The sequence below is a fragment of the Corynebacterium sp. TAE3-ERU16 genome (genome assembly GCF_019209935.1).
GTDB classification, from domain to species: domain Bacteria; phylum Actinomycetota; class Actinomycetes; order Mycobacteriales; family Mycobacteriaceae; genus Corynebacterium; species Corynebacterium antarcticum.
The window spans coordinates 95,987-109,544 of sequence record NZ_JAHUTN010000005.1 but is presented as its reverse complement, the minus strand read 5'-3'; the positions used below and the strand labels follow the sequence as shown (position 1 = coordinate 109,544).

At 67.7% G+C, this 13,558-nt stretch carries 12 protein-coding genes; 7 read left to right on the top strand and 5 right to left on the bottom strand.

Going from position 1 to position 13,558, the window contains the following annotated elements; all coding sequences use genetic code 11:
- Positions 1-27: 27 nt before the first annotated feature.
- Positions 28-1,827: an aspartate--tRNA ligase gene (gene aspS, locus KRX55_RS06850; RefSeq protein ID WP_218407022.1), complete on the bottom strand. Its 1,800-nt coding sequence runs from the start codon at positions 1,825-1,827 to the stop codon at positions 28-30.
- Positions 1,828-2,017: 190 nt separating this feature from the next.
- Between aspS and ypfJ the strand changes: the two genes are divergently transcribed.
- The 3 genes from ypfJ to KRX55_RS06835 all read left to right on the top strand — a co-directional run bounded on the left by ypfJ (position 2,018) and on the right by KRX55_RS06835 (position 4,585).
- Positions 2,018-2,905, top strand: coding sequence for a KPN_02809 family neutral zinc metallopeptidase (ypfJ, locus tag KRX55_RS06845; protein ID WP_218407021.1), 888 nt, complete (start codon positions 2,018-2,020; stop codon positions 2,903-2,905).
- A gap of 99 nt (positions 2,906-3,004) precedes the next feature.
- Positions 3,005-4,108: an ACR3 family arsenite efflux transporter gene (arsB, locus tag KRX55_RS06840; protein WP_218407020.1), complete on the top strand. Its 1,104-nt coding sequence runs from the start codon at positions 3,005-3,007 to the stop codon at positions 4,106-4,108.
- Positions 4,109-4,135: 27 nt separating this feature from the next.
- A complete protein-coding gene (locus KRX55_RS06835; RefSeq protein ID WP_218407019.1) occupies positions 4,136-4,585 on the top strand; it encodes an arsenate-mycothiol transferase ArsC in 450 nt (149 codons plus the stop codon).
- Here the strand turns inward: KRX55_RS06835 and KRX55_RS06830 are convergent.
- Positions 4,582-7,323 (bottom strand): DEAD/DEAH box helicase, encoded by a 2,742-nt coding sequence (locus KRX55_RS06830; RefSeq protein ID WP_255567636.1) that lies wholly within the window; start codon positions 7,321-7,323, stop codon positions 4,582-4,584. The two genes, KRX55_RS06835 and KRX55_RS06830, sit on opposite strands and share 4 nt — an antisense overlap.
- 140 nt (positions 7,324-7,463) lie before the next feature.
- Between KRX55_RS06830 and KRX55_RS06825 the strand changes: the two genes are divergently transcribed.
- Entirely contained in the window at positions 7,464-8,042 is a 579-nt protein-coding gene (locus tag KRX55_RS06825; RefSeq protein ID WP_218407018.1) for a TetR/AcrR family transcriptional regulator, read from the top strand.
- A gap of 8 nt (positions 8,043-8,050) precedes the next feature.
- Here the strand turns inward: KRX55_RS06825 and KRX55_RS06820 are convergent, their stop codons facing one another.
- On the bottom strand, positions 8,051-8,692 hold the full coding sequence (locus KRX55_RS06820) for a hypothetical protein (protein WP_218407017.1): 642 nt from the start codon (positions 8,690-8,692) through the stop codon (positions 8,051-8,053).
- A 128-nt stretch (positions 8,693-8,820) separates the two neighbouring features.
- Here KRX55_RS06820 and KRX55_RS06815 point away from each other — a divergent pair, with 128 nt between their 5' ends.
- A complete protein-coding gene (locus KRX55_RS06815) occupies positions 8,821-9,588 on the top strand; it encodes a hypothetical protein (RefSeq protein WP_218407016.1) in 768 nt (255 codons plus the stop codon).
- Positions 9,589-9,618: 30 nt separating this feature from the next.
- On the opposite strand, the gene hisS is transcribed toward KRX55_RS06815, so the two are convergent.
- Together hisS and KRX55_RS06805 are read right to left on the bottom strand one after the other, a co-directional pair.
- The gene (gene hisS / locus KRX55_RS06810; protein WP_218407015.1) at positions 9,619-10,899 is read right to left on the bottom strand and encodes a histidine--tRNA ligase; all 1,281 of its coding nucleotides are present in this window, start codon (positions 10,897-10,899) and stop codon (positions 9,619-9,621) included.
- Between the two features lie 78 nt (positions 10,900-10,977).
- Positions 10,978-11,625, bottom strand: a complete 648-nt coding sequence (locus KRX55_RS06805; protein WP_218407014.1) for an MBL fold metallo-hydrolase — start codon at positions 11,623-11,625, stop codon at positions 10,978-10,980.
- Positions 11,626-11,784: 159 nt separating this feature from the next.
- Between KRX55_RS06805 and KRX55_RS06800 the strand changes: the two genes are divergently transcribed.
- Positions 11,785-12,636, top strand: a complete 852-nt coding sequence (locus tag KRX55_RS06800; RefSeq protein WP_218407013.1) for a peptidylprolyl isomerase — start codon at positions 11,785-11,787, stop codon at positions 12,634-12,636.
- A gap of 285 nt (positions 12,637-12,921) precedes the next feature.
- Complete coding sequence (locus KRX55_RS06795; RefSeq protein ID WP_218407012.1) at positions 12,922-13,236, top strand: hypothetical protein; 315 nt, start codon at positions 12,922-12,924, stop codon at positions 13,234-13,236.
- The last annotated feature ends 322 nt before the right edge of the window (positions 13,237-13,558 follow it).

Sequence of the window (13,558 nt, the reverse complement as noted above, 5' to 3'; positions counted from 1 at the left end):
GCCCGATGGTGGAGCGGCCGGGTGAGGTCAGCTCCGGTTGGGCTGGCCCTGCTTCTTCGGCTTGGCGTCGATCCCGGATTCCCTGCGCTGCTCCGGGGTGATCGGCGCCGGGGCGTCGGTGAGCGGGTCGACTCCGCCACCCGACTTCGGGAACGCGATCACGTCGCGGATCGAGTCGAAGCCGCCGAGCAGGCTCATGATCCGGTCCCAGCCGAAGGCGATGCCGCCGTGCGGAGGCGCCCCGAAGGCGAAGGCGTCGAGCAGGAAGCCGAACTTCTCCTGCGCCTCCTCGTCCGTGATGCCCATGACCTTGAACACCCGCTCCTGAACGTCCCGGCGGTGGATACGGATCGATCCGCCACCGATCTCGTTGCCGTTGCACACGATGTCGTAGGCGTACGACAGCGCGGACCCCGGGTCCTCGTCGAAGGTGTCGAGGAACTCCGGCTTCGGCGAGGTGAACGCGTGGTGGACCGCGGTCCACTTGGAGTGACCGAGGGCGACATCGCCGGACGCGGTGGCGTCGGCGGACGGCTCGAACATGGGCGCATCGACGACCCAGGTGAAGGCCCAGTCCCCGTCCTTGATGAGGTCGAGCTTGCGGGCGATCTCACCGCGCGCCGCACCGAGCAGTGCCCTGGAGGACCTGGTGTCTCCGGCGGCGAAGAAGATGCAGTCGCCGGGCTTCGCACCGACGTGCCCGGCGATACCGGCGCGCTCCTGCTCAGTGATGTTCTTCGCGACGGGCCCACCGAGCTCCCCGTCCTCCCCGACGAGGATGTAGGCGAGGCCCTTGGCGCCGCGCTGGCGGGCCCAGTCCTGCCAGGCGTCCAGCTGACGGCGGGGCTGGCTCGCGCCACCCTCCATCACGACGGCACCGACGTACTCGTTCTGGAACACCCGGAACGTGGTCTCGGAGAAGAACTCGGTGCACTCGGTGATCTCGATGTCGAAGCGGAGATCAGGCTTGTCGGAACCGTAGCGGCGCATCGCCTCCGCGTAGGTCATGCGCGGGATCGGGGTCGTGATCTCGTAACCGATCAGCTTCCACAGCTCGACCAGGACCTGCTCGGCGAGCTCGATGACGTCGTTCTCGTCGACGAAGCTCATCTCCACGTCGAGCTGCGTGAACTCGGGCTGGCGGTCCGCGCGGAAGTCCTCGTCCCGGTAACAGCGGGCGATCTGGTAGTAGCGCTCGAGGCCGGCGACCATCAGCAGCTGCTTGAACAGCTGCGGCGACTGCGGGAGCGCGTAGAAGGTTCCCGGCTTGAGGCGGGCGGGCACGAGGAAGTCACGGGCACCCTCGGGTGTGGCCCGGGTGAGGGTCGGTGTCTCGACCTCGGTGAAGTCATTCGCATCGAGTACTCTCCGCGCGGCCTGGTTCGCGGCGGCACGGAGGCGCATCGCCTTGGCCTGGCTCGGGCGACGCAGATCGAGGTAGCGGTAGCGCAGACGCGCCTCCTCGCCGACCTCCCCGGAGGTGGCCGAGTCCTCGATCTGGAACGGCAGCGGTGCGGACTCGTTCAGGATCTCCAGCTCGGTGACGTTGACCTCGACGTCACCGGACGCGAGGTTCGGGTTCTCCGACCCCTCGGGGCGGGGCTCGACCACACCGCTCACCCGGATGCAGAACTCGCTGCGCAGGTGGTGCGCCTTCTCGGCGACCCCGGATTCCCGGAAGACGACCTGGGCGACACCCGAGCGGTCACGCAGATCGATGAAGATGACACCTCCGTGATCGCGGCGGCGAGCCACCCATCCGGTCAGCGTCACCGTCTGTCCCGCTGATTCCTTCCGCAGGTCGCCGGCAAGATGAGTGCGCAACACGTGTCTGGTGTCCTTCCACTAGGTAACAGAGAAATTCCGATCGACCTGCGAGTCTACCCCCGCCCCACGGTGCCCCGTCCGCCCGGGCGGAGATTTGCGGGGCCCGGGCGACATCCCCGTCGGAAACGTGCTGCTGACGGGCCGCGATCAACCGTGCTCCGGCCCCGCACCGGTGTGGCATGATCGTCGCATGACCTTTCGTGATGATGTGGACCTGAGTTCATCCCGCGCCCGACGCTCCGGTGGTGGGATGAAGCTCGCCGCGGGCGGCGGTATCGGCACCGTAATCGTGGCCGTGGCCTTCTTCCTCCTCGGTGGCGATCCGGCGGAGCTCAACGAGGTGCTGAACCAGCAGCAGTCGCAGGCCCCCCGTGACGGCGCCACCGGAAGCGCGACCCTCGAGCACTGCCGCACCGGTGCCGACGCGAACCGGTACGCCGACTGCCGGGTGTCCGCGACCGCTGAGTCACTCGATGCGGTGTGGGCGGCCAATCTCCCGGACCAGGCCGGGATCGAGTATTCGCAACCGGGCCTCGTCATCTTCGACAACTCGACCCGGTCCGGCTGCGGCATGGCCTCCGCCGCGACGGGACCGTTCTACTGCCCCGTCGACCAGACCGCCTACTTCGACGTGAGCTTCTTCGATCAGATCGTCCAGCTCGGGGGGGAGAACGCACCGCTCGCGCAGGAGTACATCGTCGCCCACGAATTCGGGCACCACCTGCAGAACCTGGAGGGGACACTGGGGCTGAGCGACTACAAGAACCCGGGCGCGGATTCGAACGCGGTGAAGATCGAGCTCCAGGCCGACTGCTACGCCGGGGTCTGGGCACACTACGCCGATGACGGCGAGGGGGCCTTCCTCGAACCCATCACCGACGAGCAGGTCCGGGACGCGGTCCAGACCGCACGTGCCGTCGGCGACGACAACATACAGAAACGCAGCCGGGGCGAGGTCCGGCCGGATGCCTTCACGCACGGGTCATCCGAGCAGCGCGAGCAGGCTTTCCTCGCCGGTTACCGGTCGGGGTCGATGAACTCCTGCGACACCCTGGACAGGGGCGGGTACCGGATGTAGGTCCGGCGTCTTCCGCGGCATACACTGTTGACCATAGAAGGTCTCCTACCTAGAGTTGTCTAGCGGCCAGCTCACCGAACAGACAGGTTCCGTCACGCAATGAGCACCTCCCCGAGCGCTCCCGTCCCCGCACGATTGAGTTTCCTCGACAGATGGCTGCCGGCGTGGATCATCGCCGCAATGGCCCTAGGAATACTCCTCGGTCGTTTCATCCCGTCACTCGGCAGGCTCCTCGATTCCTGGTCGGTGGGTGGTATCTCGGTACCCATCGCACTCGGTCTGCTGGTGATGATGTACCCGCCGTTGGCGAAGGTACGCTACGACAAGACGGGTGAGATCGCCACGGACCGCCGACTGATGGCGATCACAATCGCCCTGAACTGGATTCTCGGTCCGGCGTTGATGTTCACCCTCGCGTGGCTGCTTCTCCCCGATCTCCCCGAGTACCGGACCGGGCTCGTGATCATCGGCCTGGCCCGGTGCATCGCCATGGTGCTGATCTGGAACGACCTCGCCTGCGGCGACCGTGAGACCGCCGCAGTGCTGGTCGCCATCAACTCGGTCTTCCAGGTCGTGATGTTCTCGGTGCTCGGCTGGTTCTACCTGCAGGTACTTCCCTCCTGGCTCGGCCTCGAGACGACGAGCGCCGAGTTCTCCTTCACCGCGATCCTCGTCTCCGTACTCGTGTTCCTCGGGATCCCGCTGCTGGCGGGGTTCCTGTCCCGGGTGCTCGGCGAAAGGGCCCGGTCCCGCCGGTGGTACGAGACCAGGTTCCTCCCCATGATCTCTCCGCTGGCCCTCGGCGGCCTCCTCTACACCATCGTCGTCCTGTTCAGTCTGCAGGGCGGACAGCTCACGTCGAACCCGTGGGCGGTCGTCCGGATCGCGCTTCCACTAGTCCTCTACTTCTTCGTCATGTTCATCCTCGCCACGGTCGTGTCCCGGGCCGCGGGTTTCGGCTACGCCACCTCCACGACGATCGCGTTCACGGCAGCGGGCAACAACTTCGAACTGGCCATCGCCGTGTCAATCGGTACCTTCGGTGCGATGTCCGGGCAGGCGCTGGCGGGGACGATCGGCCCCCTCATCGAGGTCCCCGTTCTCCTGGCACTGGTCTACGTGGCGATGTGGTGGGCACCGCACCTCTTCCCCGGCGACCCGACATCGCCGCCCGGAACCGCCGTCCACGCGCGGGTCAACTGACACATCCACACACCGGAGGTTCACCCGATGCCCGGACGTCGTCCACTTGTCCTTTTCATCTGTGCCCGGAACGCCGGGAAATCCCAGATGGCCGAGGCAATCACCAGGCTCTACGCCGGGGACCGGGTTGAGGTCCACTCGGCCGGCACGATGCCGAAAGGGTCCATCAACCGGACGTCAGCGGCGACGGTCGCCGAGATCGGCGCGTCCATGGACGGGGCGGTCTCCAGCGGCATCGACCCCGGCATTCTCCGGCGCGCCGACCGCGTCATCGTCCTCGGCACCGAGGCCACCGTGGAACCCGTGCCCGGCATGCGGAGCGAGCCTGAGGTCTGGGTGACCGACGAACCCTCCCACAGGGGAATCGGGGGAACCGAACGCATGCGGCTGGTCCGCGACGACATCGCGGCACGGGTCCGCCGGCTCCTCCGGGATATCGGTGTCCCCACGTCGGACACCGGAGCCTCGGGAAGCTAGCTCCGCCGGATCTCCGGCGCGGTGTCCGTCTCCGGTGCAGGCTGCGCCGGTTCCTCGTCCGCCAGCCCCAGCCTGCGACGTTCCTCGGCGATGATCTGTCTGGCGAGTTCCGGCTCGGAGATGTCCAGCGCGTCAGGCACCTCGGCCGCATCCGAGCTGCGCGCGAATGAATCGAACACCCCGCGCTTCCCCGCGAGTATCTCCAGCATCCTCTCGTCGACGGTGTCCGTTCCGATGAGGCGGTGCACGTGAACCGTCCCGGTCTGGCCCATGCGGTAAGCCCTGGCGATCGCCTGGTCCTCCAGAGTGGGTTTGACCTGGGGTTCAGCCAGTACAACCACGGACGCCGCCTGGATGTTCAGGCCCTGCCCACCGGCGAGGACCTGCGCCAGGAGGGTACTGCCGCCAGGTGCGGAGCCGAAGGTGTCGACGAGCTCCTGTCTGCGTTGCGGGGGAACCGAACCGTCGATGACCCCGACGACCGACTCCCCGAAGGCTCCGGCGATGATCTCGAGTACATCGAGGAAGAAGCTGAATACCAGGACCCGTCTACCCGCGGTGCGGGCATCCGCGATGATCTCCGCGAGTCGGGCCAGCTTCGCCGGTTCGCCGGCGGGCGTGAGCCACGACGCACGGCGCATCCCCATCCAGGATCCCTCGGCCACGTTCTCCCGGTAGAACCTCCGGTCGTCGTCGGTCAGCTCGACCCACTCCGTCTCGTCCACCCGTTCCGGGAGCTGATCGAGCACCTGGATGACGTTCCTCCTCAGGTACGCCGGCGCGATCAGCCGACGGAACGGCTCCGCCTCCAGTTCGGCCATTCCCCGTGTGACCAGGTCCGGCCGGACGATGCGGATGAGATTGACGAACTCACTGACGCGGTTCTCCAGTGGCGTTCCGGTCAGCAGCATGACTGTCCCGGAGGCCTCCGCGAGAGCGGAGCACGCGACCGTCCTCTTCGCCCGCGGATTCTTGATCATGTGCGCCTCATCGACGATGAGCGTGTCCGGTTCCCCGAGGTCCAGGGTCCGCACACCGTCGTAGGTGCAGACCAGGACCCCACCCCGTTCCCGCCATGCCGCCGCGGCGACCTTTTTGTCCGGGCCGTGCGCGACGAAGACCTCCAGTGTGCAGAAGGTGGCGAGCTCCCTCGACCAGTTCACGACGACGGAGGCGGGGCACACCACGGCGGTGTGCCCCGGTCCGCCTCCCTCGGCGGCGAGTTCCGCGGCGAGATGCGCCACGACAGCGATCGCCTGGATGGTCTTGCCCAGACCCATCTCGTCACCGAGGATGATCCGGCGCTGGACGACCGCGAACCGCGCACCGTAGGACTGGTAGCCCCGGAGATGGAGATCGCGGAGGAAGTCCCGGTTCAGGTGGATCTCCCGGATCCGCTCGATGAGCGCCGCGTCGAGCAGCGCCGAGTCCTCCCCGGTGACGGTGTCGAGCCGGAGCAGATCGGCGAGGAGCGCCTGATACCGGGCCGGACGGGAGAGATAGTCGTCCCACGCGGCGGGTCCCGGATCCGTGACGTGTTCCGGCAGCAGCAGAGCCGGGCCGGCCGCGGCCCACCGGAGATCGTCGAGGAGCTGGTCCAGGGCGCCGCGCCCCCGGACGATGACGTCGAATCCGTCCGGCGCCGGCCCGACCGGTAGCTCCCGGAAGAAGTCGATGAGTCGGTCCCTGCGGGAGCGCTCGGTCTCGTCGAGCACGGCGACCTGCTCGTACCGTGCCAGGACACGGGTCAGCGCCACCGCCTCCGGGACCGGGTCCGCGCCGATGTGCAGGGCCGGGTTCGTCATCGCGGCCTCGGATTCCAGGGTGCGCGCCGCCGCCTGCAGTCGGTCGGCGGTCCGGCGGCCGATGCCGTTGACCGCCATCAACCGGTCAACCGGCGTGTCGAGGACGTCCGCGACGGACGTGATACCGGCCTCGGCCAGCCCCGTGAACCGGAGTCTGTCATCGGTGACCCGCTTGAGCGCCTCCGGGGGCAGCTGCTCCATCAGTTGGCGGGTGTGACGGCGCCCCAGGCCCGCCAGAGCCTCGTCCGCCTCCGCCCGGAGGGCCGGTTCAGAGTCCGGGTGGCGGAGCACACGTTCGACAGCGGTCCGGGCGCCCGACAACGCCGCCGGTTCAACCCGGCCGAACTCGACGCCCCCGGGTCCGGTTCCGGCTCCCCTGATCACCGCGCGCCGCGCGGCCTCGATGCAGTGGTCACCGGGCCCACCGGGACCCGGGTTGAGTCGGATCCCGTCCCGCCGCTGCTGATCCGCGGCACGCTGCGCATCGGACAGGACCGCCCGGACCGCGGTCACGACCCAGCTGGTCCGGGCGTCGGACAGGAGGAAGAGGAGATCGGTGGCGGCGTTCTCCGCGGCGGGATCGGGTCTCCCCAGACCGAACAGCCTGCCCAGCACCCCGGTTCCCGCCCGGGACGCCGGGCCCCGCAGGACATCGATACGCACGACGACCGACACGAGCTCGCGGACGAGGTGGTTGAACCCCGGGTGATCGTGCTCGACGGTGGCACGTGCGTAGAGGTCTCTCGGCCACTCCGGGGAGTGCGGCGGGAGAATGTCGACGGAACCGGCGGGTGTCTCACAGTGCGCACCGGTTCCCGGATCCACCGACGGTTCATCCTCCTGGACGGCGTCTAGGAGGCGCACGGCCCGGGTTGCGAGGGACCTGATGTCATCGGCGTCTCGCAGGAGGGCCCGCAGCTGAGTTCTGTCCATGGAACCATCCTGCCCGCTCGTCGTCGTACCGGAAAGTCGGGCTGCACCGGAACTGGACAGAACCGGTAGTGGCGACTATCACTTTAAGAAGGGTCCCCATCCACGGGCCGCACCACCGTCCCCCACAGTTGGAGAAACCGTTGCGCGCCGACGCACTCGAACGCCGGAACCGAATCATCGACACCGCGTGTGAACTCTTCCGCCGTCAGCCCGAGACAGTCCCCCTGGAGGTCATCGCGGAGAGGGCCGACGTCGGTATCGCGACGCTGTACCGGAACTTCCCGGACCGGGAGTCACTGCTCCACGCGTGCGGTGCCCGCCTCTTCACCCGGGCGATCGAACTGCAGCATTCGGTTCTCGGGCAGTTCGACCGGGATCCGGAGGGCCAGTGGCTGCGCTACGTCGACTCCCTGGTCGACATGGGTCTGGGCACCCTGGTCGCCGCCTTCGCCCCCGACGACCTGACCGTCCTGCCGTCGGATGTGATGGATCTCCGCCAGCGCACCGCGAAACTCGGGAACACGATCCTCGAGGAGGCGAAGAGACACGGACTCGTCGAGGCGTCGATCCAGCACGACACCTTCATCATCGGTCTGCTGACCGTCGCCCGTCCCCCGGTTCCCGGTGTCCTGTCCCTCGAACCGAACATCACCACGAATCTCGTGGAGATATTCCTCTCCGGACTGAGGCACGGGACCCTCCGTCCGCTCAGGTACTGACGCCGGGCTCACCAGAACCAGGCCACCGGGGCGCCCTCCGGACCTCTGCAGTCGAACAGGATGTTCCCCTTCTCCACACACCGGGTCACCCGCCCGTCGCCGACGTCCACGGTCCGCGGTTCCGCGAAATGGACGTTGTCCATCGCATCCTCGTCCCCGAAAGCCGAGGCCAGCGCCGCCTCGGCGGAGCCGCAGCCCCCGGCATCCGGGGCAGCGACGTAGTGGACCCCGTAGAAGTCACCTGCGGCACAGATGACGGCAGGCTGGCCGAGGACCTCGGTCCGGTCACCCGGGTACAACGGATCCGCGGGCATCTTCGCGGCCAGGCGGGGGTCGTAGTCGGATCCACCCCACCGCTTCGCCTCGAGGTCCGGCGATACCCGGACAGCGTCGGCTCCCCCGGCGTCACCAGCCACTGGCGTGGAGTTGTCGGTCGGCTCCGCGGTCGGCACCGGATCCACGGTGTCTGCGGTCTGCGGAGCCGGGCTCGTCGTGTCCGGCGTCGTGTCCACCGACACCGACTCCGAGGTCTGTGGCGCGGCAGCCGTCGTCTCGTCCGGTGCACCGTTTCCCGTCGTACCGCAGCCCGCGATGAGGCCGATCCCGGCCAGAAACACCATCGTCCGGACCGTTCCGCGGTTGCCGCTCATTGACACACTCCTCACAGGATCAGGGGGCCGGGCCGGAAGAACACGGCACCGGTGATCCGGCTGATTCTACAGTCCCGCCCCCGGTGCCCGAAAGGCGGGCGAGCCGCAGTCCAGCTACAGTGGTGATCGTGTCCGACACCCCTGAATCCACCAACGGAAAGCTCTCCGCAGCGGAGGGAAACCGGTCCCCCGCCACGGAGTTTCTCGCCGCCTTCAACGAGATCGAGGCCTTCCTCCGCGACACACTCGACGCGCGGAAATCGGACTCATTCACCTGGATGGTCCGCCAGCTGGTGAAGCGCAACCGGTTGACCCGGCCCCAGTCCGACGCACTCCACGCCTTCGCGGATCTGCGCAACGCGATCAGCCACGGCGAGTTCCGCGACGGACGTCCGATCGCCGATCCCCGACCCGATACCGTGGCGGAGATCCGCCGTCTGCGGGACGTCCTCCTCGCCGCGCCGAACGTGACCGGTGTCCTGAAGCAGGACCGGATCATCCGGTTCTCCCCGGAGTCCTGGGTGACGGAGATGCTCGCCGCGATCCGGGAGCACGGCTACGCCCAGTTCCCGATCTACGACGGGAGCGGTTACCACCGACTGCTCACCGCGCGATCCGTGGCCCGGTGGGTCGCCCACGACCTCGCGGACAACGGCCGCCTGGACGCCGTGACCGTCGGCGAAGTCCTCCGCTTCGCGGAGCCACGGGACCGGGCCGTCCTGGTTCCCAGGACGACAACCGTCCCGGAGATGCTGGAGATCCTCGGCACCCGCGATTCCGGGGGCCGACTGCCCGATGCCGCGATCGTGACCGAACACGGTAAACGGGATCAGCTGCCGATCCTCATCCTGGTCGCGGCGGACATACCCACCCTCCTCGATGCCGTGGAGTTCTGATCCACGGCATCGGATGACCGGTCCCGGCGGCTACGCGCTGAGCCGCTCCCGCAGGTGGGTAACCAGGTCCGCGAGGGGAACATCGATCTGCTCGTGGGCGGCGAGGTCCTTGACCGCCACCGTGCCGGACTCGAGTTCCCGGTCCCCGAGGACGAGTGCGAACCGGGCACCGGCCCTGTCCGCACCCTTCATCGCACCTTTGAGGCCGCGGTCCCCGAAGGACATGTCGGCGCTGATCCCGGCGACCCGGAGGCGGTCGATCTCAACGGCCATCCTCCTGCGCGCCGCGGCTCCCAACGCGACACCGTAGACCGCCACGCGGGATCCGTCGGAGACACTGATGTTCTCGGCCTGGAGTGCGAGCAGGGCACGGTCGACGCCGAGCCCGAACCCGATGCCGGAGAGTTCCTGTCCCCCGAGCTGCGCCATGAGCCCGTCGTACCTGCCGCCGCCTCCGATACCCGACTGCGCGCCGAGTCCGTCGTGCACGAACTCGAAGCAGGTGCGGGTGTAGTAGTCCAGGCCGCGAACCAGGCGTGGGGCCAGGGTGTAGGGCACACCCATGTCGCCCAGCAGGCCCGTGACCGTATCGAAGTGCGCGCGGCAGTCGGGGCACAGATGATCCGGCATGAGCGGCGCGTCCGCGGTCATCTCCTTCACCTCGGGACGCTTGTCATCGAGGACCCGCAGCGGATTGAGTTCAGCCCGCTGCCGCGTCGCCTCATCCAGGGGCAACCCGAGGAGGAAATCCTGCAGTTTCCGCCGGTACGCCGGGCGACAGGCCCCGTCGCCGAGGCTGGTCATCTCGAGCCGGAACCCGGTAAGGCCGATGCTCCGGAAGCAGCGGTCCGCCAGCGCGACGGTCTCGGCGTCGAGCGCCGGGTCGTCCACACCGATCGCCTCGACCCCGACCTGCTGCAGCTGGCGGTACCGGCCGGCCTGCGGGCGTTCATAGCGGAAGAAGGGCCCTGCGTAGGACAGCTTCACCGGTAGCTGACCGCGGTCGAGGTTGTGTTCGATCACCGCGCGCATGACGCCCGCGGTCCCCTCCGGGCGCAGCGTCACGGAGCGTCCACCCCGATCCTCGAAGGTGTACATCTCCTTGCTCACGACATCGGTGGATTCCCCGACACCCCGGGCGAACAGACCCGTGTCCTCGAACACCGGCAGCTCAATGTGCTCGTAGCCCGCGAGTCGGGTCTGCTCCGTGAACGTCTCACGCACCGTCATGAACTCGGGGGAGACGGGCGGAACATAGTCCGGTACACCCTTCGGGGCGGAAAACGGCTGAATTTTAGGGGAATCCTTCACGGATCCAGAGTATAGAGGATCCGGTTCCCCGCACCCGACTCGGTCGGACGGACCGTCTGTCCCCGCGACGCGGAGACTTCAGCTCCGATTCAGTGCGAGGAGGAACGGATTCGAACGACGCTCAGCACGCATCGTCGTCACCGGTCCGTGCCCGGGCAGAACCTGCAGCCGATCGTCGAGGGCGAGGACCTCCCCTCGGAGGGTGCGGTCCATGGCCGCCGGGTCCGAGGCCGGCAGATCGGTGCGCCCGATCGCGCCCCGGAACAGGACGTCGCCGGACAGGCATATCCCCGCACCGATCAACAGGGTGCTCCCCGGCGAATGCCCCGGGGCGTGGCGAACGGTGAACTCGGTTCCCGCGAGATTCAGTCGGGTGCCGTGCTCGAGGTTCAGGACCGTCGCCGGGCGGATCATCTGGTCCGCGTTGAACAGCTGGACCGACGCCGCTGACACACCCGCCGACGGATCATCGAGCATCATGCGGTCCTCCGGATGGATGTAGACGGGTACACCGGAGCGGTTCGCCAGGGTCCCCGAGTCCCGGGTGTGGTCGATGTGCCCGTGGGTGAGGATCACGGACTCCAGGGTGAGCCCGCGTTCCGCCAGGATCTCGAGGACGCGCTGCGCGGCGTGCATCCCCGGGTCGACGACGACGCACCGATCCCCCTCCACGAGCAACCACGTGTTGGTCTGGTACGGGCCGGCGGCGAATCCGAGAATCTCCATGGCGACATCGTAACTGCCGGATGCGCGCCCGGGCACCCGGACCCGTGGGTGCGGTCGGGTGAAGCACCCGGGCTAGGATGGGCGGGAAAGTTCACCACCACCACCGGGCACCCGTGACAGCGGTTGCCGGCCGACCCGATCCGACCAGGGGACACAACGTTGAGCAGTAACAGAACCCGCCGAACAGAAGCGATGAAGAAGCTGGAGCAGGAGCTGAAGAACCGCGACCGCTCCGAGAAGACGAAACCCCTGACGGTGGCGCTCGCCTCTCTGGCGGTCATCGCGCTCATCGTCGGCGGAATTTGGTTCCTGAACACCCAAACTGGCTCAGATGACTCCACCCTGGACGCCTCGGAACAGACGACGCAGACGTCGGCGGCGAACGAGGAGCCCGTCACGCTCACCGGTACCCGGTCGACCGCCCTCGGCGAGACCGTCTCCTGCACCTATGACTCGGCGGGCCAGCCGGCGGCACGCGAGGTCGACACCCCGACCCACACCACGGATGTCCCCGCCACCGGCACGGTCGATCTGACGCTGAACACCAACAGGGGCCCGATCCCGCTCACACTCGACCGGGCCGCGTCACCCTGCACGGTGAATGCCATCGAGCATCTCGCCTACCACAAGTACTACGACGACACGATCTGCCACCGCTTGGTCACCGCGGGCATCCACGTGCTCCAGTGCGGCGATCCCACGGGAACCGGCACCGGCGGCCCGGGCTTCGTCTTCCCCAACGAGTACCCCACCGACGATGTCGATGATCCGAACGCCCCCGTCGTCTATCCGCGTGGCTCCGTCGCGATGGCGAACTCCGGCCCCGGCACCAACGGTTCACAGTTCTTCCTGAACTACGAGGACTCGACACTGCCGGCGCAGTACACCTACTTCGGCACGATCGGCGAGGAGGGGCTCGCCACTCTGGACAAGATCGCCGAGGCCGGGGTCTCCGGTGACGGCGAAGCCCCCGCCGAGGAGGTCCGGATCACCACCGCGGAACTCGGCTAGCCACCGCCGGTCGAATCCGGACGGCAGGCGGCCACTAGGTTCGGTCAATCCCGCGGCCACTTTGTCGACCGGCCACCGGGGCGACACGGGGACGCCTCCACCTCCACCCCCGTACACCCTGAAACATCCACCCGAAGTCAACCCTGAAAACTTGATAGAGACGAGCAGTGGCCGCGGTAAACAGAAATATTGGCGCGAGACAGATCAGATGTGGTGCGCGCTCCACCCGAGGGGATAAGCTGTTGCTCAGTCCCGATGCTAGTCGATATCTAAAAAGGAACATCCATGAAGCTGCTTTCCCGTAAGTCACTCGTCACCGCCGCGACCGTCGTCGCCGTCTCCGTCTCCGGTCTCGCCGCACCGGCCATGGCCGAAACCACCACCCCGGCGGCGACCTCCACGCAGAGCGCGCCCTCGGAGAATGAGGGCAAGAAGACCGGGGACGAAAATAAGACCGAGAACGACAAGAAGAAGGCCGTGAGCTCCTCGGACTCCGCCAAGGAGATCAAGGGCTGGGTCCAGATCCTCACCGCCGTCGCCTCCTTCTTCGGCGCCATCATCACGGTCGGCAACGCCATCAAGAAGCTTCTCGGCCTCTAGTCACCATCGTGTGACGGCCCCGACCGGTTCATCGGTCGAGCTTGATTGAGAGGGTGACCCACCTTATCCCGGTGGGTTGCCCTCTTTTTCGGCACTGCCCCGGCTCTGGGAGAACCGCACACCACTGTGGCCCGGGAACGAAGCGCGGGACTTCCGCGCGGCCCCATCGGCCTGCCGGAAGCGGAACCATGCTACAGGCTGCGTCTCCCGAGACACTCTTCCGTGCTCGCCACCACGCACGGTCCGCTCCTCCACGTCCGCCCCCTCACCGGGAGGGACGGCCCCACCTCCCCGGGGAGAGCACTCCCCCACAGACGAGATC